Consider the following 22,468-nt stretch of genomic DNA (forward strand, 5'->3'; position numbering starts at 1 on the left):
TCAAGCTGTAACGGCCATGCCGGACACTACTGTTAATCGCTGCCAAGACTTGTCAGCAAACCGAATCCTCTGATCGAGATACACAAGTGATCGAAAATCTACGTAACATCGCCATCATTGCCCACGTTGACCATGGTAAGACCACCCTGGTAGACAAACTCCTGCGTCAATCCGGCACTCTGGAGCGCAACGAGCTCAACGACGAGCGCGTGATGGACTCCAACGACCAGGAAAAAGAGCGCGGTATTACCATTCTGGCGAAAAACACCGCCATCAACTGGAACGGCTACCACATCAACATCGTGGACACCCCGGGCCACGCCGACTTCGGCGGCGAAGTAGAACGCGTAATGTCGATGGTTGACTCCGTTCTGCTGCTGGTTGACGCTCAAGACGGCCCTATGCCGCAAACCCGTTTCGTGACCAAGAAGGCGTTCGAAGCCGGCCTGCGTCCAATCGTGGTCATCAACAAGGTTGACCGTCCAGGCGCGCGTCCGGACTGGGTTCTGGACCAGATCTTCGACCTGTTCGACAACCTCGGTGCTACCGAAGAACAACTGGACTTCCAGGTTGTTTACGCTTCGGCCCTGAACGGCATCGCCGGTCTGGATCACACCGCCATGGGCGAAGACATGACTGCGCTGTACCAGGCAGTTGTCGACCACGTTCCGCCTCCGGCCGTTGACCGTGACGGTCCGTTCCAGATGCAGATCTCCGCTCTGGACTACAACAGCTTCCTGGGTGTTATCGGTGTTGGCCGTATCGCTCGTGGTCGCGTCAAGCCGAACACCCCGGTTGTCGCGATCAGCGCCGACGGCAAGCGCCGCAACGGTCGTATCCTGAAGCTGATGGGTCACCACGGTCTGCACCGTATTGACGTTGAAGAAGCAGCAGCCGGCGACATCGTCTGCATCAGCGGCTTCGACGAGCTGTTCATCTCCGACACCCTGTGCGACATCAACACCGTCGAGGCGATGAAGCCGCTGACCGTTGACGAGCCAACCGTTTCCATGACCTTCCAGGTAAACGATTCGCCATTCTGCGGTAAAGAAGGCAAGTTCGTGACCTCCCGTAACATCAAGGATCGTCTGGACAAAGAGCTGCTGTACAACGTTGCACTGCGCGTTGAAGAAGGCGACTCGGCTGACAAGTTCAAGGTTTCCGGCCGTGGTGAGCTGCACCTCTCGGTACTGATCGAAACCATGCGTCGCGAAGGCTTCGAGCTGGCCCTGGGCCGTCCTGAAGTGATCATCCGTGAAGTTGACGGCGTGAAGCAGGAACCGTTCGAAAACGTCACCATCGACATCCCTGAAGAATCGCAGGGCAAGGTCATGGAAGAGATGGGTCTGCGTAAGGGCGACCTGAGCAACATGGTGCCGGATGGCAAGGGCCGTGTTCGTCTGGAATACAACATCCCTGCTCGCGGTCTGATCGGTTTCCGTAACCAGTTCCTGACCCTGACCAACGGTGCTGGCATCCTGACCTCGATCTTCGATCGTTACGCTCCAGTGAAGTCGGGCCACATGTCCGGCCGTCAGAACGGCGTTCTGGTTTCGGTTGAAACCGGCAAGGCCCTGACCTACTCGCTGGAAACCCTGCAGGCTCGTGGCAAGCTGTTCGTAGAACACGGCCAGGAGATCTACAACGGTCAGATCGTTGGTCAGAACAGCCGCGACAACGACCTGGGTGTGAACCCTACCAAAGGCAAGAAGCTCGACAACATGCGTGCTTCGGGTAAAGACGAAACCATCGCTCTGGTACCACCTGTTCGCTTCACTCTGGAACAGGCTCTGGAATACATCCAGGAAGACGAGCTGTGCGAAGTCACGCCTAAGTCCATCCGTCTTCGCAAGAAGATCCTGGACGAAAGCGAGCGTACCCGCGCTGCCAAGAAAGCCAAGGCATAAGATTTAGCCCAGGCTGAAAAAAAAACGCCCCCGGTCGCGAGACCGGGGGCGTTTTTGTTTGTCTGGGGGAAATGTCGATTGAGCCTTGAAGATCAAAAGCCCCTCACCCTAGCCCTCTCCCGGAGGGAGAGGGGACTGAATGGGGGATATTCGTGAGATGCACCGACTTGCAAGAATTCTGCTGAATCCATAATCGATTTGGTGGGGCTTTATCGAATCCATAATCGACTGGGTGTTTCAGGTCGATGTATGGCGCCAGACACCTCGGTCGGCCCCCTCTCCCTCCGGGAGAGGGCTGGGGAGAGGGTAAGCTTTTAGAACTTCTCAATCGCGCGGAAATTCTGCACCCGCTCGACTTCTTTCGGCTTGTACGCGCAATACCCCGGCCGCGGGCCGATTTTCGGGTGGTTGCGGCAAGTGTCCGGGCGTTTGTCATAAATGGTGCACAGGCGGCTCTTACGATCCAGGTAGTAGCAATCGTTGTTGCTCATACGCTGCAGGGTGAAGATCCCCGACTTCTGGTTGAAGCGCTCGACCAGCCCTTCCTTTTGCAGGCGCTTGGCGATGTTCTTCGGCGGATCACCCAGTTCGAACTCGTCAACCACGCCGATGCGTACCAGGTCCTTGATCTTGACCTCGACCGGCAGGGTGCAGCAGCTGGAGACACAAGAGCCGCACATCGGGGCCGAATATTTGGCCCACGTATCGAGACGGTCGATCTCGGCGGCGGCAATCAGGTTGGGCTTCATCATCGGGAATTACCAGGCGTGTGCATCAGGGCGCGCGATCATACCGGGACTGGTGGATTTTTGAACAACCTTTCGCCAGATTTTTGCAAATGCCGCGCAAATGTCATTCAGTCCGGCACGGCCCCTGCATTCATTAGCCCACTCGCCAAGGTAATGCCGGGCTATCTCACCGACTTCGGAAAAACTGCCGAACCAGCGCCTCTACCGTCGGTCAGACCGTCTAGGCTCAGACAATTCCCCGCTCGCTCGAGGTCCTATCGATGACTCAAGAACCACTAGTTCGCGAAGCAGAGGTGGCCGCATTCCGCGATGCCGTCCTGACCAAGCTCACCTATGCAGTGGGTAAAGACCCGGATCACGCCTTCGACCATGACTGGTTCGAAGCCATTGCCCTGGCGGCGCGCGACCACATGGTCGAACACTGGATGGACCACACCCGGCAGATCTATCGCAAAGGCCAGAAACGGGTGTATTACCTCTCGCTGGAATTTCTCATCGGTCGTTTGCTCTACGACAGCCTGAGCAATCTCGGCCTGCTCGACGTCGCGCGTGAAGCGCTGACCGAACTGGGCGTCGATCTCGAACGCATCCGCCTGCTGGAACCTGACGCGGCACTCGGCAACGGCGGCCTCGGACGTCTGGCGGCGTGCTTCATGGAAAGCATGTCGACCCTCGGCATCGCCGGGCACGGCTACGGCATTCGCTACGAGCATGGACTGTTCCGGCAGGCCATCGTCGATGGTTGGCAGCAGGAGCAGACCGAGCACTGGCTGGATTTCGGCAACCCGTGGGAGTTCGAACGTCCGGAAGTGGTGTACTCGATCGGCTTCGGCGGCAGCGTCGAAACCGTCACCGATGCCAGCGGCAAGACCAAACAGGTCTGGTCGCCTGCGGAAACCGTGCGCGCGATTGCCTATGACACGCCAGTGGTCGGCTGGCGCGGGGCGAGCGTCAACACCCTGCGGCTGTGGCGTGCGCGAGCCATGGAAGATCTGCACCTGGAGCGCTTCAACGCCGGTGACCACCTGGGTGCCGTCGCCGAAGTCGCCCGCGCTGAAAGTATTTCTCGCGTGCTTTACCCGGCAGACAGCACTGAGGCCGGGCAGGAACTGCGCCTGCGCCAGGAATACTTCTTCGTCGCCGCTTCCTTGCAGGATTTGCTGCGTCGCCATCGCAACATGCACACCTCGGTGCTGACCCTGGGCGATCACGCGGCGATCCAGCTCAACGACACCCACCCTTCGATTGCCGTTGCTGAATTGATGCGGCAACTGGTCGACGTCTACGACGTGGCCTGGGATGCGGCGTGGCAAGTCACCGTCGATACCTTGTCGTACACCAACCACACGCTGTTGCCCGAAGCGCTGGAAACCTGGCCGGTCGGCCTGATGGAGCGCATGCTGCCGCGGCACATGCAGATCATTTATCTGATCAACGCCCAGCACATCGACTCGCTGCGGGCCAAAGGGATTCACGATTTCGACGTGCTGCGCGCGGTGTCGCTGATCGAAGAGGACAACGGTCGCCGGGTGCGCATGGGCAACCTCGCGTTCCTCGGTTCGCACAGCGTCAACGGCGTGTCCGGGCTGCACACGCAGTTGATGCGCAAGACAGTATTCGCCGAACTGCACAAGCTCTACCCGGAACGGATCAACAACAAAACCAACGGCATCACCTTCCGCCGTTGGCTGTTCCAGGCCAACTCCGAGCTGACCTCGATGCTGGTCGACTCCCTCGGCCCGGAGGTGCTGGATAACCCGGAAGAACGCTTGCTCGATCTCGAACCGTTCGCCGAGCAACCCGCCTTCCGCAAAGCCTTCGCCGAACAGCGCCTGCACAGCAAAAAGGCCTTGGCCTATCTGATTCACGAGCGGCTGGGGATCGCGGTCAATCCGGCGGCGATGTTCGACGTGCAGGTCAAGCGGATCCACGAATACAAGCGCCAGTTGCTCAACCTGATGCACACCGTGGCGCTGTATCAGGCAATCCGCGCCGAGCCTGAAGTCGACTGGGTACCTCGGGTGAAAATCTTCGCCGGTAAAGCGGCGGCCAGTTATCACCAGGCCAAACTGATCATCAAACTGACCAACGACATCGCCCGGGTGGTGAACAACGACCCGACCGTACGCGGCTTGCTGAAAGTGGTGTTCCTGCCCAACTACAACGTCAGCCTGGCGGAGAGCATCATTCCGGCGGCGGACTTGTCCGAGCAGATTTCCACGGCCGGGTTCGAAGCCTCGGGCACCAGTAACATGAAGTTCGGCCTCAACGGTGCGCTGACCATCGGCACCCTCGATGGCGCCAACGTGGAAATGTGCGAGCGTATCGGTGCCGAGCACATGTTCATCTTCGGCCTCAGCGCTCAGCAGGTTGAAGCGCGCAAGCAGAACCACGAGTTCAGCGCCGCGCCGGACATCGCCGCGTCGCATCGTTTGAGCGACGTGCTGCAAGCGATCCGCAGTGGCGTGTTCTCGCCAGATGACACGTCGCGTTACACCGGATTGATCGATTCGCTGGTGGACTACGACCGCTTCCTGGTCTGCGCCGACTTCGATTCCTATTGGGAAGCGCAAAAACGCGTCGATGCGCACTGGCACGATTCCAACAACTGGTGGCGTTCGGCGGTGCTCAACACGGCGCGGATGGGCTGGTTCTCGTCCGACCGGACGATTCGCGAGTACGCCACGGATATCTGGAAGGCACTGGAGTGATTTTCTGCAACAAATGTGCGTAAGGCCCAACGTTTGTTGGGCCGGATCGATATACTGAGCGCCGGTTTACCGAATGTGTCAGTCAGCATAAGACCCCTTGTGGGAGCGGGCTTGCTCGCGAAGGCGTTGTATCAGTCAACCGGATATCGACTGACACAACGCCTTCGCGAGCAAGCCCGCTCCCACATTGGATTTTGCCTAGACTGAAGCAACTGTCGGGATTGCCCCGCCTCGGGGCTGCTTAGGGATATCGACCATGCAATGGATGTTCATGTTGATCGGGCTGCTGCTCGGCTGGCTGCTCGATGAGTCGTTCAGTGCCGCGCTGCTCGGTGCACTGCTCGGGCTGGCGATCGGGCAAACGCTGCGTATCGCCCGTCTTGGCTCGCAGGCCACCGACCAACAGCGTCAACTGGAACAGGCCAAGGTCGCCCTGCAAGCCGTCGAGCAGCGTCTGTTTCTGCTTGAAGGTGCCAGCGTGCGCACCACACCGCCGAGCGTGGCGCCGATGCCGGACGCCATCGTTGAGCCGATCATCGTCGCCGAACAATCATCCTCCCCCACGCCGGAGCTGGTCTGGGAACTGCCACCCGAACTCGAACCGATGTCTACCGTTGCCAGCGAAACCAGCCAGCCGCTGCCGGCGGATGTCTGGCGTCTGGATGCTGTTACCGACGAGCCAGCAGCGCCGGCACAGCCTGCCGAACCTCGTGGCCCGAACCTGATCGAGCGTGGCATCAATGCTGCTCGCAACTGGCTGTTCGGCGGCAACACCGTGCTGCGGGTCGGTGTGGTGCTGCTGTTTTTCGGTCTGGCCTTCCTGTTGCGCTACGCCACCGAAGGCATGGTGGTGCCGATCGAATTGCGTTACGCCGGTGTTGCGGCGGCGGCGTTGGCCCTGCTGGCGCTGGGCTGGTGGCTGCGCACACGCAACAACAGCTATGCACTGATCTTGCAGGGCACCGGGATCGCGGTGCTGTACCTGACGGTGTTTGCGGCGATGCGTCTGCATCCGTTGCTCGATCCGTCCGCCGCGCTGGGTTTGCTGGTGGCGGTCACGGTGTTCTCGGCGATTCTCGCCATCACTCAGGATGCGCTGGGGCTGGCGGCGGCTGCAGCATTGGGCGGTTTCGCCGCGCCGATCCTGACCTCGACCGGGGAGGGCAACCATGTCGCGCTGTTCAGCTATTTCGCGTTGCTCAATGCCGGCATTCTCGCCATTGCCTGGTTCAAGGCCTGGCGCCTGCTTAACCTGATCGGGTTCGTCGGCACGTTCGGTATCGGCTTCGCCTGGGGCCTGCGCTCCTATGCGCCCGAGCTGCTGTGGAGCACCGAGCCGTTCCTGATTCTGTTCTTCCTGATGTACCTGGGCATCGGCCTGTTGTTCGCCCGACGTAAGTTGCTCGACATGCCCGATGCGCCGGCGGACGGCGATCGCGAGGCGCTGCTGCACTGGTCGGCGCGCAAAGGCGACTACGTCGACGGCACGATGCTGTTCGGCCCGCCGATCGTGGGCTTCGGCTTGCAGTTTGCGCTGGTGCAGCACCTGGAGTTCGCCGCCGCGTTCAGCGCACTCGCACTGGGCGTGATCTACATGGGCCTGGCCCGGGTGTTGATGGGCGGCCGCGCCTTGTTGCTGGGTGAAACCTGTCTGGCGCTGGGGGTGATTTTCGCCAGTCTGGCGATCCCGCTGGGCCTCGATGCGCGCTGGACTTCGGCGGCGTGGGCAGTGGAGGGCGCGGGGATTTTCTGGCTCGGCCTGCGTCAGCATCGGCCGTTCGCCCGAGCGTTTGCCCTGCTGCTGCAACTGGGGTCGGCGCTGGCCTTTCTCAGTCAGTTGCGAGTTGGTGAAAGCAGCCTGCTCGACGGCGCACCGTTGGGCGCATTGATGCTCGGCATCGCGCTGCTGTTCAGTTTCTATCAATTGCGCAAAGCCTCGGCGGAACAGGCTTCGCCGTGGGAGCGCCAGGGCTTGCCGGTGCTGGCGGCGCTGGGTCTGACCTTCCTGTACCTGTTGGCGCCGCTGTTTTTCCTGGTTCAGGCGACAGCGATCAGTTGGGCCTTGGCCGGACTGGTGACCCTGTTTGTCGGCCTGCGCCTGCAATCGCGCACGTTCCTGTTCACCGCGTTCGCCGTGCAGTTGCTCGGTGGTGCGTTGTTCCTGTTGCGCCTGCAAGGTGCAGGTGAGGATTCGGCGGCCGTGTTCAGCGCCGGGTGGAGCGGTTTGCTCAGCGCATCGGTGATCGGTGTGGCGTTGATCGGCGGGATGCTGCTGGCGGCGCGCGACGAGATGGTGCGCGGCGATGTGCGGCTGCTGCGCGGGTTGTCGGTGGTGTTGCTGGCGGGGTTGGTGGTGATCAATCTGGCGGTGCTGTTCGTGCTGCCGTGGCAAACCGCGAGTGCGGTGTGGGCGGCGAGCGGTCTGTTGATCATCTGGCTCAGCCTCTACCTCAAACAGCGCGTGAGTTTTGTCTTTGGGCTGTTGTTGCAGTTGATCGGTGGCGCGGCGTTCTTGTTGGCCGGCCCCGAGTTGCTCGGGCCGCTGTCCAGCGAAGGACTGCGGCCGTTGGCCCATGGCGGTTTCTGGACGCCGCTGGTATTGGGGCTGGCCGCGCTGGTCGGTGCCTGGCGTCTGCAACTGGGCAATCATGCCTCGGCCTTCGATGCGCTGAGTTTGCAACGCCTGTCCGAAGTGCTGCTGGTGTGGAGCGCCGGTTGGTGGGCGTTGGCGTGGGTCAGTGAGGTGCTGCGTTTTGCGCCGCTGAATCTGCAGGCGACGCTGTTGCTGCTGATTGCCGCGCTGAGTGTGGCGCTGTGGACATTGTTGGCGCTGCGCCTGAAATGGCCGGCGCTGGGCCTGCTCTGCACCTTGCTGATCCCGGCGGCGGGGCTGGTGTTGCTGGCGGCGTGGCATGCGCGTTATCACCCAGCGGCGAATTTCGGTTGGCTGGCGTGGGTATTGGTGTTCGCCGTGCATTTCTTCAGCCTGCGGCGTCTGGCGCCGATGCTACCGGCACGCGCCTTGAGCACGGCGCACGTGCTGGGTTGCTGGCTGCTGATCGGCGTACTGGCGCTGGAGCTGCGCTACGGTCTGCTGCTGTTGTCCGAGCAATACAACGCGTGGCGCTGGCTGGGCTGGGCGATCCTGCCGAGCCTGTATCTGCTGTTGGCGGCGGCTCCGCGCAGCTGGCCATGGCCGATGGCGGCATTCCCGCGGGAATATCGTTTGTACGCCGCCGCGCCGCTGGCAGTGCTGATGCTGGCGTGGTTCTGGCTGGCCAACGGCGTCAGCGACGGTAACGCCGAACCGCTGCCGTACGTGCCGCTGATCAACCCGTTGGAATTGGGCCTGCTGTTCGCCTTGTTCGGGGTGTACGTGTGGTCGCGTCATGCGGTGACGCAGTTTGCCCTGCGCAAGGATTACGCCGAGTACGCCACGCAACTGGTCGCCGGGGTCTCCCTATTCGCCTTCTGTACCGCGTTGGTGACCCGCGCCGCGCACCATTGGGCGGGCATTCCGTTCGAGCTGGATCTGCTGCTCGAATCGATGCTGGTGCAGGCCGGGTTGTCCATCGTCTGGACCTTGATGGCGTTGGGGCTGATGATCGGCGGACACCTGCGTCACCGGCGCGAAGTGTGGCTGATCGGCGCGGCGTTGATTGCGCTGGTGGTGGCCAAACTGATTTTTGTCGAATTGAGCAACCGTGGCGGACTGGCCCGGATCGTCTCGTTTATCGGCGTCGGCGTGTTGCTGCTGGTGGTGGGCTATTTCGCACCGCTGCCACCGAAACGTGTCGAAGCCGAACCGGTGGCGGACAAACCCGTGCCGGATACCGAAGGAGTTTCATCTTGAGTCGCATGCTGAGTCTGGGGTGGTTGGCGTTGGGCGTGGTGATGGCTGCTGGCGCGCAGGAAAAACCGGCGGACTTCGCCACGCAGGTGCCGCTGGCGGTGAGTGGCAACGGCCCGTGGTATCGCCTCGACCTGCCACTGAGCGCGCAATTGCAGGCACGCCAAACCGATCTCAGTGATCTGCGCGTGTTCAACGCCGCCGGCGAACCGCAGGCCTATGCCCTGGCTCGGGAATCGGCGCAGACTCGCGACGACGGTCAGTTGCATGAGGTGAAGTGGTTCCCGCTGTACAACGCCGCCGATGCCAGTGAGCGTGCGCCGAACGTGCGCGTGCAATCGACCACCACCGGCACATTGGTTGAAGTGCAGCCGTCGACTCAGCTGGAGGCCGGCGAAGAAGTGCTGCGTGGCTGGTTGCTCGATGCCAGTGCGATCAAGGCGCCGCTGCAGCAGTTGATTCTTGACTGGACCAGCGAGCGTGACGGCTTCCAGCGCTTCAGCATCGAGGCCAGTGATGACTTGCAGCATTGGCAGGCGTGGGGTGAGGGGCAGGTGGCGCGCCTGACCTTTTCCGACGAACGCATCGAACAGCACGAAGTGACGCTGCCGGGGCAATCGGCGCGCTATCTGCGTCTGCTGTGGGATGCGCCAACCTCGGCGCCCATCCTCACGTCCGCTCAACTGAAAAGCAGCGATCCACGCAACGTGCCGCTGCCGTTGGTCTGGTCGCAAGCGCTGGCGGGCAGTAGCACCAAGCCCGGCGAGTACACCTGGCAATTGCCGATGGGCCTGAATGTCGAGCGGGTGCAAGTCGAGCTGAAACAGCCGAACAGTCTGGCTCCGGTCACACTCGCGGGCCGCCGCGAAAGCAGCCTGCCGTGGCAGACGTTGAGCAACGGTTTGCTGTATCGCCTGACCCAGAACGGTCAGGACGTGGTGCAGAACGAATTGCAGTTGTACGGGCAGACTGTGCAGCAGCTGAAATTGAGCGTGGATGAGCGTGGCGGCGGTCTGGGTGAGCAGGCACCGAGCCTGAAGTACGCGGTGCGGGCGACCCAGGTGATTTTCCTCGCACGGGGTGACGGGCCTTACAGCCTGGCGCTGGGCAATCCGACGGTGAAAACCGCGAACCTGCCGCTGAGCACGCTGATTCCGGATTTCAAACCGGAAAAACTCGCGGCGCTGGGCAAGGCAACGGTGCAGGGTGAAGTGATTGCCACACAGGCTACGCCGGCAACCACGACGGCGGTAGCCGAGACCAACTGGAAGAAGATCGGCCTGTGGGCGGTGTTGCTGGTGAGTGTGGTGTTCCTCGGGGCGATGGCGGCGAGCCTGTTGCGCAAGCCGCCGACCAATTCCTGAGCATGGCTGGCGCTGCGCGCCATTCGCGAGCAAGCCCGCTCCCACATTGATCGCGTCCAGCAGGGCTACTCGGTCAACTGTGGGAGCGGGCTTGCTCGCGAAGGCGGCCGATCGACCACCAATAGTTTCAGATCGGTCGCGGATCCGCACGCACCACCCGTCCCGTTTCGAACTACGCTCAATCCGGTACCTGAACTCTCTCGACCCGATCACGTCTGATACAAGCAATTGCGCCCCAATGCACGTTACCGGGCGTCATCGCTCGCTACGTTTTCAGACTCCCTGTAAACTGCGCGGGTTTTTAGCCCCCCATTCCACCGGAGCCGTCCATGTCCCGCGTTACCCTGAGTCGCTATTTGATTGAGCAGACCCGCAGCAATAACACTCCTGCCGATCTGCGCTTCCTGATCGAAGTGGTGGCGCGTGCTTGCAAAGAGATCAGCCACGCCGTGTCCAAAGGCGCCCTGGGTGGTGTTCTGGGCAGCATGGGCACTGAAAACGTCCAAGGCGAAGTGCAGAAGAAGCTCGACGTGCTGTCGAACGAGATCCTGCTCGAAGCCAACGAATGGGGCGGTCACCTGGCCGGCATGGCGTCCGAAGAAATGGACAATGCCTACCAGATCCCGGGCAAATACCCGAAAGGCGCCTACCTGCTGGTGTTCGACCCACTGGACGGCTCGTCGAACATCGACATCAACGCTCCGGTCGGCACCATCTTCTCGGTACTGCGTTGCCCGAACGAATACCTGAGCCAGAACGAGCCGCTGAACGAAAAAGCCTTCCTGCAGCCAGGCACCCAGCAGGTTGCCGCCGGTTACGCGATCTACGGCCCGCAGACCATGCTGGTGCTGACTCTGGGCGACGGCGTCAAAGGCTTCACCCTGGACCGCGAAATGGGCAGCTTCGTACTGACCCACGAAGACATCACCATTCCTGAAACCACCCAGGAATTCGCGATCAACATGTCCAACCAGCGCCACTGGGAAGCCCCGGTACAACGCTACGTCAGCGAACTGCTGGCCGGCGAAGAAGGTCCGCTGAAGAAGAACTACAACATGCGCTGGGTCGCGGCGATGGTGGCCGACGTGCACCGCATCCTGACCCGTGGTGGTCTGTTCATGTACCCACGCGACAGCCGTGAGCCATCCAAGCCCGGCAAACTGCGTCTGATGTACGAAGCCAACCCGATGTCGTTCCTGGTGGAACAGGCCGGCGGCGCGTCCACCGACGGTCACCAACGCATCCTCGACATTCAGCCCGAAGGCCTGCACCAGCGCGTAGCGGTGTTCCTCGGCTCGAAAGAAGAAGTCGCCCGCGCCACGGCTTACCACAAGGAATAAGCCATGACCGCGCCCTGGCAGCCGTTGCTCGATTGGTGGTTCGGACAAAGCGAATCACCGGACGAGATTGCGGCTGACAAGGGCAAGTTGTGGTTCGGCAAGAAAGACAGCCAGGACATCGAAGCGCGTGAGCGTTTCGGGGTCTTTGTCGATCAGGCCCTCGCTGGCGAATTGACCGAGTGGACGCAACGTCCCGAAGGTTGGCTGGCGCTGGTGCTGCTGCTTGATCAACTGCCGCGCATGATTTTTCGCGACACTCCCAAAGCATTCTCGGGTGATCTGCGTGCGCAGAAACTTGTCGCGCAGGGCATTGCAGCGGACTTCGACCGGCAACTGAAGCCGATTCAGCGGGTATTCATTTATCTGGTGTTCGAACACTGCGAAAACCTCGCGGTGCAGAACGAAGCCGTTTCGCGCTTTATCGATCTGGTGGCTGAGCAGCCGGAAAGCGAACGGGCGGTGTTTGCCGACAATCTGGACTATGCCGAGCGGCATCGGAAAGTGATTGCGCGGTTTGGAAGGTTTCCGCATCGCAATGCGGTGTTGGGACGGGAGTCTACGGCGGAGGAGTTGGCGTTTTTGAAAGAGCCAGGTTCGCGTTTTTAGAACGATTCTCGGCAACCTCAACAACCAGCCCTCACCCTAACCCTCTCCCGGAGGGAGAGGGGACTGACCGAGGTGTTTTGTCGCTATACGTCGACCTGAAGCATCCAGTCGAACTCAGGTTTGAAAAGCTTGAAGATCTACTCCCTTCCCCCCCCTCGCCCCCTTGGGGGAGAGGGCTGGGGTGAGGGGGTGGCTCTTGATCTTAGATCCGGAAGCTACCCACCAGTTGCTTCAATCGCGCCGCCTGCTGCTCCAGATCCGAGCACGCACGCAAGGTTGCCTGCAGGTTCTCCACACCTTCCTGGTTCAGCGTGTTGATCTCGTTGATGTCGACGTTGATCGATTCGACCACAGCCGTCTGCTCCTCAGTCGCGGTAGCCACCGACTGGTTCATCCCGTCGATCTCGCCGATGCGCTGGGTCACGCTGCCCAGGCGTTCGCCGGCCTGGTTGGCGATGCCGACGCTGCTTTCGCTCTCGCGCTGGCTCTCGGTCATGATGCTTACGGCCTGACGCGCGCCGACTTGCAGTTCTTCGATCATCTTCTGCACTTGCTGCGCCGAATCCTGAGTGCGGTGGGCGAGGTTGCGCACCTCGTCAGCGACCACGGCGAAACCACGGCCAGCCTCTCCGGCGCGGGCCGCTTCGATGGCAGCGTTTAGCGCCAGCAGGTTGGTCTGTTGCGAGATGCTGGTGATCACTTCCAGAATCTGCCCGATGTTCACCGTGTTGCTGTTGAGGGTTTCGATGTTGCCGCAGGAGTCGCTGATTTTTGCCGACAACTGCTGCATCGCGTGGATGGTTTTATCCACAACCTGCTGACCGTCGACCGCCAGACTGCGCGCATCACTGGAGTGCTGCGAGGCGAGGGCGGCGTTCTGGGCGATTTCCTGAGCGGCGGCGCCGAGCTGGTTGATCGCCGCGGCCACGCTGTTGGTGCGGCTGGCCTGCTGATCAGAGTTGTACATCGACGAATTCGATGCGGCGACCACTCGCAGGGCGACTTCGTTGACCTGGCCGGTGGCCGAGGACACTTCACGGATCGAGGTGTGAATACGTTCGACGAAGCGGTTGAACGACAGACCCAGCGCGCCGAATTCATCATGGCCGTGGATCACCAGACGCTTGGTCAGGTCGCCTTCACCTTCAGCGATGTCGTGCATGGCGCGGCCCATGGTCAGCAGCGGTTGCATCAGCACGCGGATCAGCATGCCGAGCAGGGCGATGATGATCACCACGGCGATCACCATGGCGATCAGCGCCGAGGTGCGGAATTCGCTGAGCATCGAGAATGCGGTGTCCTTGTCCAGCACCAGCGCCACGTACCAGTCGGCCGATGGCACGCCGTTGACGCGGGTGAAGGAGATCAGTTGTGTCTTACCGTTGAACTCGACTTCTTTCAGGCCCGGGCTGACTTTCGGTGCGCCGTTTGGATAAGCCTCGGCGAGGGTTTTGAGCACCAGTTTGCTGTCCGGGTGAATCAGAATCTTGCCATCGGCGCTGACGATGAACGCATGGCCGTGGCCACCAAAGTTGAGCGAGTTGATGATTGCGCTGACGCTGGTCAGATCGATGTCGGCGCCGGCCACACCGATCATCTGGCCCTGACGCTGCACCGGGGTGGCGACAGTGATCACCAGTTTGCCCGACGACGCGGCGATGTAGGGTTCGGTGACGATGGTCTGTTGGGCGCTGTTGGCTGCCTTGTACCAGCCACGGGCGCGCGGGTCGTAGTCCGGCGCGCGGTTGCCGGCGGGCACCGAGAACATCACGCCGTCAGCGCCGCCGAAGTAGCTGAGCTGGAAATTGCCGGTGTAGGCGGGCAGGTCGATGATGCGCTTGAGGCTGGCCGGGGCGCTGCCGTCGGCGGCGACCTGCTGCGACAGCGATTGCAGCAACTGGATGCGGCTTTCCAGCCAGGTCTGGATGTTGCTGGTAGTCAGGCTGCCCAGTTCCTGCATCGAGGCTTCGGTACTGCTGTTCAGGGCTTCGCGTTGTCGATAGTCGTTGAACAAAATGAAACAGGCGAACGCAACGGCCACCACGAGGGCGGCAGCCAACAAGATCTTGTGGCTGAATTTCATGTTTCTGGTCATCGAATGAACTACCGCGAAGGGGCTGGTCGAGAAAGGGCGGCAATTTGCCACACTCGGGGGCTTTGCGCTGCTCTTATTTCGACCGCCGCGCGCCAAAGATTAGGCGTCTTTGATGAAATGCGACGAAATGCTCAATAGCCGCACAAAGTGTCTGATTTACCGGTAAATGCCAGACGAGCGGAGCGATAAATAGCCATTTCTGAAGGGAACCAGATGAGGGTTTTCTCTTCTAAGCTTCTGGTTGGCACCATGCCATCCCCCTTCCGCTCCAGGAGTTACTTCATGTCGCTGCGATCTATCGCCCTTCTGACTTTTTGCGTGCTGTTGGCCGCGTGCAGCAAGGTCAATCAGGAAAACTATTCCAAGCTTTCGGCCGGCATGGCCAAGGCCGAGGTTGAGACGCTGCTCGGCAAACCCACCGACTGTTCGGGTGCGCTCGGCATGTCCAGTTGCACCTGGGGCGACAAAAACAGCTTTATCAGCGTGCAGTACGCCGGTGACAAAGTGCTGATGTTTTCCGGCCAAGGCCTGAAGTAAACCGGGGCTATGCGCCCACGGGAGAAAAATAATGAAGCGGTTATTGTTCGTCCTTTTTGCCGGCCTGGTACTGGCCGGCTGCGCCACCCACGGTGAAGATCCGCTGGCGCCCAAGACGGCTCACAGTGTCAATCTCAAGCGTTATCAGGGCACCTGGTATGAACTGGCGCGCCTGCCGATGTACTTCCAGCGCAACTGCGCGCAGTCCGAAGCCCATTACTCGCTCAGACCCGACGGCAATGTCGATGTGCTCAATCGCTGCCTGACCTCCGACTGGCAGTGGGAAGAAGCCAAAGGCAAGGCTTATCCACAGGTGCCGGGCAAGACCGACAAGTTGTGGGTCGAGTTCGATACCTGGTTCTCGCGCTTGATTCCGGGTGTGGCGAAAGGCGAATACTGGGTGTTGTACGTCAGCGACGACTACAAGACCGCCATCGTCGGCGACCCGAGTCGCAAGTACATGTGGTTGCTGTCGCGCACGCCAACGGTCAATGGCGTAGTGCGTGAGGAGTTGCTGAGCAAGGCGCGGCAGCAGGGTTACGACACTACGCGACTGATCTGGCGGGCGTCGGATCGGCAGATGGCGAAGACTTCGAACTAAAGGTCACCACAAATCAAATGTGGGAGCGGGCTTGCTCGCGAAGAGGGCGTGTCAGTCGACTGAAATATCGACTGATACACCGCTTTCGCGAGCAAGCCCGCTCCCACATTTTTGTTTTGTGTCAGCCTAAAAGTTCGCGCAGAACCTGGGTGAAGGCACGTGCGCTTTCCTCTTCGCCCGCGTGCCGTCCATCGCGCACCACCCACTGACCATTGACCAGCACATCGCGCACCTGGCGATCGCCACCTGCGAACAGCCAGCGATTCAGAATCCCGTCACCACTGGCGGTGGCCAGATACGGATCATTGCCATCGAGCACGATCCAGTCCGCACGTTTGCCGACTTGCAGCGCACCAATCGGCTGTCCCAAAGCCTGGGCGCCGCCGTCCAGCGCCGCGTCATACAGCGTGCGCCCAACCATCGGCTGATCCGCGCCATACAACCGGTTACGCCGCTGATCGCGCAGACGCTGGCCGTATTCCAGCCAGCGCAATTCCTCGACCACGCTGAGCGACACATGGCTGTCGGAACCGATGCCCATGCGTCCGCCCTGAGCGAGGAAATCCACCGCCTGGAAAATCCCGTCGCCCAGATTCGCTTCGGTGGTCAGGCACAGGCCGGCGATGGCGCGACTCTTGGCCATCAGCGTGACTTCTTCCGGGTTGGCGTGGGTCGCGTGAACCAGGCACCAGCGCTGATCGACCTCGGTGTTTTCGTAGAGCCATTGCAGCGGACGACGACCGCTCCAGCTCAGGCAGTCATCGACTTCCTTCTGCTGTTCGGCGATGTGAATGTGCACCGGGCACTGCTTGTCGCTGGCGGCCAGCACTTCGCTGATCTGCTGCGGGGTAACCGCGCGCAACGAGTGGAAGCACAGACCCAGCGACTGCGCTTTTTGCTGAGCCAGTAATGGCTGCAAGCGCGATTGCAGATTCAGGTAATTTTCGGTGCTGTTGATGAAGCGGCGCTGCCCATCATTGGGCGTTTGGCCGCCGAATCCGGAATGGCTGTAAAGCACCGGCAGCAGGGTCAGACCGATGCCGCTTTCGCTCGCTGCCTGACTGATGCGCAGTGCCAGTTCGGCCGGATCGGCATACGGCTGACCGTTGTTGTCGTGGTGCACGTAGTGGAATTCAGCAACCGAGGTGTAACCGGCCTTGAGCATTTCGATGTACAGCTGACGGGCGATCACGCCGAGCTGCTCCGGGCTGATTTTTCCGACGAGGCGATACATCAGGTCACGCCAGGTCCAGAAACTGTCGTTGGGATTACCGGCCACTTCCGCCAGCCCGGCCATCGCGCGCTGGAAGGCGTGGGAGTGCAGATTGGGCATGCCCGACAGCAGCGGACCGCTCAGCCGTTCGGCGCCGTCTGCGGTGGAATCGGCCTGAATCTGGGTCAGCACGCCATCGGCGCTGACCTCAAGACGTACATTGTTGGCCCATCCGTTAGGCAGCAGCGCGCGTTCGGCAAAGAAAGCGGACATGGTTCAGCACCCCATCGTGTGTTATTTGTATATACATATACAGACGTTTGCCTGCCCGGTAAACTCCGGCAAGCTAGCAACCTTCATCCAATGAACAGGGATCAACCGTGCCGACTCCGCCTCCAGTCTCTCCGTTGGCCGCGAACCTGGGCGACAGTCCGGCGCCCTTGTACGCCCGCGTCAAACAGATGATCACCCAGCAGATCGACAGTGGTAACTGGCCACCGCACTACCGCGTGCCATCGGAAAGCGAACTGGTCAGCCAGCTCGGTTTCAGCCGCATGACCATCAACCGCGCGCTGCGTGAAATGACCGCCGACGGCCTGCTCGTGCGCATGCAAGGTGTAGGCACGTTTGTCGCTGAACCGAAGAGCCAGTCTGCGTTGTTCGAAGTGCACAACATCGCTGATGAAATTGCCTCCCGTGGCCATCGCCACACCTGTCAGGTGATCACCCTCGAAGAAGAGGCCGCCGGCTCCGAGCGCGCGCTGGCGCTGGACATGCGCGAAGGGCAGAAGGTCTTCCACTCGCTGATCGTGCATTACGAAAACGACATTCCTGTGCAAATCGAAGACCGCTTCGTCAACGCGCTGGTCGCCCCGGAATACCTCAAGCAGGACTTCACCTTGCAGACGCCTTACGCCTATCTCAATCAGGTCGCGCCACTGACCGAAGGCGAGCACGTCGTCGAGGCGATCCTCGCCGAGCCGTCCGAGTGCAAGTTGCTGCAGATCGAAAAAGGCGAGCCTTGCCTGCTGATCCGTCGCCGCACGTGGTCGGGGCGTCAACCGGTGACCGCCGCGCGTTTGATTCACCCAGGTTCCCGTCATCGTCTGGAAGGACGCTTTCATAAATGAATGGTTTGAAGGTTTTACGCGCCGAGGGTTACCCGCGCATGCCGTGGAAAAACGGCGGCGGCAGCACCGAAGAGATTACCCGTGATGCGGGTGCCGGCCTCGATGGTTTTGGCTGGCGCCTGTCGATTGCCGACATTGCCGAGTCCGGTGGATTCTCGACTTTTGCTGGTTACCAGCGAGTGATTACGGTGCTGCAGGGCGATGGCATGACCCTGTGTGTCGACGGCGATGACACTCGCCCATTGTTACCGCTGGATCCGTTTGCGTTCAGCGGCGAAAGCCAGGTGTCCTGCACTTTGCTCGGTGGTGCGATCCGCGACTTCAACCTGATCTACGCGCCGCTGCGTTACAGCGCGCGGTTGCAGTGGCTGGAAGGCGAGCAGCGGTTTTTCAGCTCGGCGACGACGGTGCTGGTGTTCAGTGTCAGTGAGCTGCTGCAAGTGCAGGTTGCTGACAACACTGCGCAACTCGGCCGCCATGGTTGCCTGCAACTGGACGGTAACACCGGGCTGGTTGAAGTGGCCGTCAATGCCGGGTGCTGCGTGATTGAGCTGACCGCGCGCTGATCCAACTCTGGTAACACTCCTGTGGTGAGGGGATTTATCCCCGATGGCGGCGCAGCAGACCTTTTGGGACCGCTACGCGCTCCATCGGGGATAAATCCCCTCACCACAATTGCATTTCAATTCCTGTTTCCCTCGGCGCACCAACTTGTTACCGAACGCCCCAGCGTGGCGCAAAACCACGCTTTCGTAACAGCTGCACACTTCCCTCATACACCTCCGCAAAAATTTTCATTCACGCCGCAACCCTTGTCTCAGGCGCTCTGCAGCCCTGTCCGCAATTTTTCTTGAACGCCCCTCCAGCAAGTTGGCCGTTTGATTGCATATGCTTGTATGTACAAGTAAAGACGTATGCGTATGAGTCCGCAGCGTCCACTGATTCGCTTGTCGCGCATTGAGGCGCGCAGGCTGCTTGCCCACTGCCAGGGTTGGTTTGAATTGATCGCTGAGGAGTCTTTTTTCGTGACTGACACAAAACCTACTAAATACCGTGACGTCGAGATCCGCGCTGCACGCGGCAACAAGCTGACCGCCAAGAGCTGGCTGACCGAAGCGCCGCTGCGCATGCTGATGAACAACCTCGATCCGGAAGTGGCCGAGAATCCGAAAGAGCTGGTGGTCTACGGTGGCATCGGTCGCGCGGCGCGTAATTGGGAGTGCTACGACAAAATCGTCGAAAGCCTGACCAATCTGAACGACGACGAGACCCTGCTGGTGCAATCGGGCAAACCGGTCGGCGTGTTCAAGACCCACAGCAACGCCCCGCGCGTATTGATCGCCAACTCCAACCTGGTGCCGCACTGGGCGAGCTGGGAACACTTCAACGAACTCGACGCCAAAGGCCTGGCCATGTACGGCCAGATGACCGCCGGCAGCTGGATCTACATCGGCAGCCAGGGCATCGTTCAGGGCACCTACGAAACCTTCGTCGAAGCCGGTCGTCAGCACTACAACGACAACCTCAAGGGCAAGTGGGTGCTGACCGCAGGCCTCGGCGGCATGGGCGGTGCTCAGCCACTGGCCGCTACCCTGGCCGGTGCCTGCTCGCTGAACATCGAATGCCAGCAGGTGAGCATCGATTTCCGCCTGAAAAGCCGTTATGTCGACGAGCAGGCCAAAGATCTCGATGACGCCCTGGCGCGCATCGCCAAATACACCGCCGAAGGCAAGGCGATCTCCATCGCCCTGCTGGGCAACGCGGCAGAAATTCTGCCGGAACTGGTCAAGCGTGGCGTGCGCCCGGACATGGTCACCGACCAGACCAGCGCCCACGACCCACTCAACGGCTACCTGCCGGCGGGCTGGACCTGGGACGAATACCGCGCCCGCGCCAAGACCGAGCCGGCCGCTGTGATCAAGGCCGCCAAGCAGTCGATGGCCGTCCACGTCAAAGCGATGCTGGACTTCCAGAAACAAGGCATTCCGACCTTCGACTACGGCAACAACATCCGTCAGATGGCGCAGGAAGAAGGCGTGGAGAACGCGTTCGACTTCCCAGGCTTTGTACCGGCCTACATCCGCCCACTGTTCTGCCGTGGCATCGGCCCGTTCCGCTGGGCGGCGCTGTCGGGTGACCCGCAGGACATCTACAAGACCGACGCCAAAGTCAAAGAACTGATCCCGGACGACGCGCACCTGCACAACTGGCTGGACATGGCCCGCGAGCGCATCAGCTTCCAGGGTCTGCCGGCACGTATCTGCTGGGTCGGTCTGGGCCTGCGCGCCAAGCTCGGTCTGGCGTTCAACGAAATGGTGCGCAGCGGCGAGCTGTCGGCACCGATCGTGATCGGTCGCGACCACCTCGACTCCGGCTCCGTTGCCAGCCCGAACCGCGAAACCGAATCGATGCAGGACGGTTCCGACGCCGTGTCCGACTGGCCACTGCTCAACGCTCTGCTGAACACCGCGAGCGGCGCGACCTGGGTTTCCCTGCACCACGGCGGTGGCGTCGGCATGGGCTTCTCGCAGCACTCGGGCATGGTGATTGTCTGCGACGGTACTGACGAAGCGGCCGAGCGTATTGCGCGCGTGCTGCACAACGACCCGGCGACCGGTGTCATGCGTCACGCCGATGCCGGTTACCAGATCGCTATCGATTGTGCGAAGGAGCAGGGGCTGAACCTGCCGATGATTACCGGTAAATAAACGCAATTCTGTGGGAAATGCTTTTGGTGGGAGTGGGCTTGCTCACGAATGCGCTGGATCAATCAGCACATGTTTCGAATGTGCCGGCCCCTTCGCGAGCAAGCCCGCTCCCACCAAAAGCACCCCGCGCAAGACGCTCAGTGAACTCGAATAACAATCCACAGAGGTTGAATCATGGCTGTAACCCCCGATCGTGCAGGCAACAAACCGTTGATCGAAAGGCGTTCGATCGACTACATCCCGGAAGCGGAAAGACACGGTCGTCTGTTGAGCCAGTTCACCCTGTGGATGGGTGCGAATCTGCAAATCACTGCGATTGTCACCGGGGCCCTGGCCGTGGTGCTGGGCGGTGATGTGTTCTGGTCGTTGATTGGTCTATTGCTCGGTCAATTGCTGGGCGGTGGCGTGATGGCGCTGCACGCGGCGCAAGGGCCGAAACTGGGCCTGCCGCAGATGATTTCCAGCCGCGTGCAATTTGGCGTTTACGGTGCAGCGATCCCGATCGTGCTGGTGTGCCTGATGTACCTGGGTTTCACCGCCACCGGTACGGTGCTTTCCGGTCAGGCGCTGGGCCAGTTGTTTGGCGTCAGCGACACCGTCGGCATCCTGCTGTTCGCCAGTGTCATCGTAGTGGTCACCGTGCTCGGTTATCGGGTGATCCACTGGATCGGCCGGGTTGCCAGTGTCATCGGCGTGATCGCCTTCGTGTATCTGTTCAGCCGTCTGCTGAGCCAGGTGGATGTGGGCGCACTGTTGCAGATCCGTCACTTCAGCTGGAGCAGCTTCCTGCTGGCGGTGTCGCTCGCGGCCTCCTGGCAGATCGCGTTCGGCCCTTATGTGGCTGACTATTCGCGTTACCTGCCGAGCAAGGTTTCCTCGGTGAAAACCTTCTTTGCCGCTGGCGCAGGTTCGGTCATCGGCGCGCAGGTGGCGATGGTCCTCGGCGTGTTCGCGGCAGCTTCGGCCAACGGCCAGTTTGCCGGTCACGAAGTGGCCTACATCGTCGGACTGGGCGGCACTGGTGCCACGGCGGCGCTGCTGTACTTCAGCATCGCGTTCGGCAAGGTGACCATTTCGACGCTGAACTCCTACGGCAGCTTCATGTGCATCGCCACCATCATCAGCGGCTTCCGTGGACACCTGACGGTCTCGCGCCTGCAGCGTCTGGTGTTCGTGCTGGTGATCGTCGGCGCGGCCACCCTGATCGCCTTGCTCGGTCAGCACTCGTTCCTCGGTGCGTTCAAGTCGTTCATCCTGTTCCTGCTGGCGTTCTTCACGCCATGGAGCGCGATCAACCTGGTCGACTACTACTGCATCACCCGCGAGCGCTACGACGTGCCGGCGCTGGCCGATCCGAACGGTCGCTACGGGCGCTGGAACCTGCTTGGGATCAGCGTCTATGTGTTCGGCGTGCTGGTGCAACTGCCGTTCATCTCCACCAAGTTCTACACCGGCCCGCTGGTGGCTGCCCTCGGTGATGTGGATATCTCCTGGATCATCGGTCTGGTGCTGCCTGCTGCCCTCTATTACGTGTGCGCAAAAAAATGGCACGGCTCGGTGCCTGATCAACTGATTCTGCCGGTCGAGCAGAACAGCGTTGTACCACCTGAAAAAAGTGGGGCCGGGCGCGCTGCGGCGCAGGCCTGATTGGACGTGG

The 22,468-nt window shown here is 61.0% G+C and carries 15 protein-coding genes and 1 pseudogene; 12 read left to right on the plus strand and 4 right to left on the minus strand.

The genetic code is table 11. The features are described 5' to 3' along the window. Positions 1-86: 86 nt before the first annotated feature. A complete protein-coding gene (gene typA / locus ACOYXI_RS21190) occupies positions 87-1,907 on the plus strand; it encodes a translational GTPase TypA (RefSeq protein ID WP_007961739.1) in 1,821 nt (606 codons plus the stop codon). Between the two features lie 314 nt (positions 1,908-2,221). Here typA and ACOYXI_RS21195 read toward each other — a convergent pair whose 3' ends face one another. Further along, positions 2,222-2,659: a YkgJ family cysteine cluster protein gene (locus ACOYXI_RS21195; protein WP_016985748.1), complete on the minus strand. Its 438-nt coding sequence runs from the start codon at positions 2,657-2,659 to the stop codon at positions 2,222-2,224. 257 nt (positions 2,660-2,916) lie between these two features. Between ACOYXI_RS21195 and ACOYXI_RS21200 the strand changes: the two genes are divergently transcribed. The 5 genes from ACOYXI_RS21200 (at position 2,917) to ACOYXI_RS21220 (ending at position 12,527) form a co-directional block, all read left to right on the plus strand. Beyond that, entirely contained in the window at positions 2,917-5,367 is a 2,451-nt protein-coding gene (locus ACOYXI_RS21200) for a glycogen/starch/alpha-glucan phosphorylase (protein ID WP_097086973.1), read from the plus strand. A 256-nt stretch (positions 5,368-5,623) separates the two neighbouring features. Next, on the plus strand, positions 5,624-9,220 hold the full coding sequence (locus ACOYXI_RS21205) for a DUF2339 domain-containing protein (protein ID WP_461675254.1): 3,597 nt from the start codon (positions 5,624-5,626) through the stop codon (positions 9,218-9,220). Next, positions 9,217-10,581: a DUF3999 domain-containing protein gene (locus tag ACOYXI_RS21210; protein WP_461675255.1), complete on the plus strand. Its 1,365-nt coding sequence runs from the start codon at positions 9,217-9,219 to the stop codon at positions 10,579-10,581. Before ACOYXI_RS21205 ends, ACOYXI_RS21210 begins: the two co-directional genes overlap by 4 nt. Before the next feature lie 329 nt (positions 10,582-10,910). Next, positions 10,911-11,921: a class 1 fructose-bisphosphatase gene (locus ACOYXI_RS21215; RefSeq protein WP_007961744.1), complete on the plus strand. Its 1,011-nt coding sequence runs from the start codon at positions 10,911-10,913 to the stop codon at positions 11,919-11,921. Positions 11,922-11,924: 3 nt separating this feature from the next. Beyond that, a complete protein-coding gene (locus ACOYXI_RS21220; protein ID WP_210556795.1) occupies positions 11,925-12,527 on the plus strand; it encodes a DUF924 family protein in 603 nt (200 codons plus the stop codon). A gap of 202 nt (positions 12,528-12,729) precedes the next feature. On the opposite strand, the gene ACOYXI_RS21225 is transcribed toward ACOYXI_RS21220, so the two are convergent. Beyond that, positions 12,730-13,494 carry a methyl-accepting chemotaxis protein gene (locus ACOYXI_RS21225; protein ID WP_371260421.1) on the minus strand — a complete coding sequence of 255 codons (765 nt, stop codon included), beginning with the start codon at positions 13,492-13,494 and terminating at the stop codon, positions 12,730-12,732. Positions 13,495-13,587: 93 nt separating this feature from the next. Beyond that, positions 13,588-14,622: pseudogene (locus ACOYXI_RS21230) on the minus strand (cache domain-containing sensor histidine kinase); the annotation flags it as partial. A 282-nt stretch (positions 14,623-14,904) separates the two neighbouring features. Here ACOYXI_RS21230 and ACOYXI_RS21235 point away from each other — a divergent pair. Both ACOYXI_RS21235 and ACOYXI_RS21240 read left to right on the plus strand, forming a co-directional pair. Continuing rightward, positions 14,905-15,159: a hypothetical protein gene (locus ACOYXI_RS21235; protein ID WP_003220802.1), complete on the plus strand. Its 255-nt coding sequence runs from the start codon at positions 14,905-14,907 to the stop codon at positions 15,157-15,159. A gap of 31 nt (positions 15,160-15,190) precedes the next feature. Next, positions 15,191-15,760: a lipocalin family protein gene (locus ACOYXI_RS21240; RefSeq protein WP_096794672.1), complete on the plus strand. Its 570-nt coding sequence runs from the start codon at positions 15,191-15,193 to the stop codon at positions 15,758-15,760. 121 nt (positions 15,761-15,881) lie between these two features. Here ACOYXI_RS21240 and ACOYXI_RS21245 read toward each other — a convergent pair whose 3' ends face one another. Then, positions 15,882-17,246, minus strand: coding sequence for a formimidoylglutamate deiminase (locus tag ACOYXI_RS21245; RefSeq protein WP_461675256.1), 1,365 nt, complete (start codon positions 17,244-17,246; stop codon positions 15,882-15,884). Between the two features lie 188 nt (positions 17,247-17,434). Here ACOYXI_RS21245 and hutC point away from each other — a divergent pair, with 188 nt between their 5' ends. From hutC to ACOYXI_RS21265, 4 genes are all read left to right on the plus strand, one after another. Further along, positions 17,435-18,103: a histidine utilization repressor gene (gene hutC / locus ACOYXI_RS21250; protein ID WP_230679353.1), complete on the plus strand. Its 669-nt coding sequence runs from the start codon at positions 17,435-17,437 to the stop codon at positions 18,101-18,103. Beyond that, positions 18,100-18,669, plus strand: coding sequence for a HutD/Ves family protein (locus ACOYXI_RS21255; RefSeq protein ID WP_461675257.1), 570 nt, complete (start codon positions 18,100-18,102; stop codon positions 18,667-18,669). The genes hutC and ACOYXI_RS21255 overlap by 4 nt, the downstream gene beginning before the upstream one ends. Positions 18,670-19,128: 459 nt before the next feature. Then, positions 19,129-20,811 carry a urocanate hydratase gene (hutU, locus tag ACOYXI_RS21260; protein WP_115988393.1) on the plus strand — a complete coding sequence of 561 codons (1,683 nt, stop codon included), beginning with the start codon at positions 19,129-19,131 and terminating at the stop codon, positions 20,809-20,811. 174 nt (positions 20,812-20,985) lie between these two features. After that, positions 20,986-22,458 (plus strand): purine-cytosine permease family protein, encoded by a 1,473-nt coding sequence (locus ACOYXI_RS21265; protein WP_202369893.1) that lies wholly within the window; start codon positions 20,986-20,988, stop codon positions 22,456-22,458. Positions 22,459-22,468: the final 10 nt, after the last annotated feature.

Source organism: Pseudomonas sp. G3-19 (genome assembly GCF_054855875.1).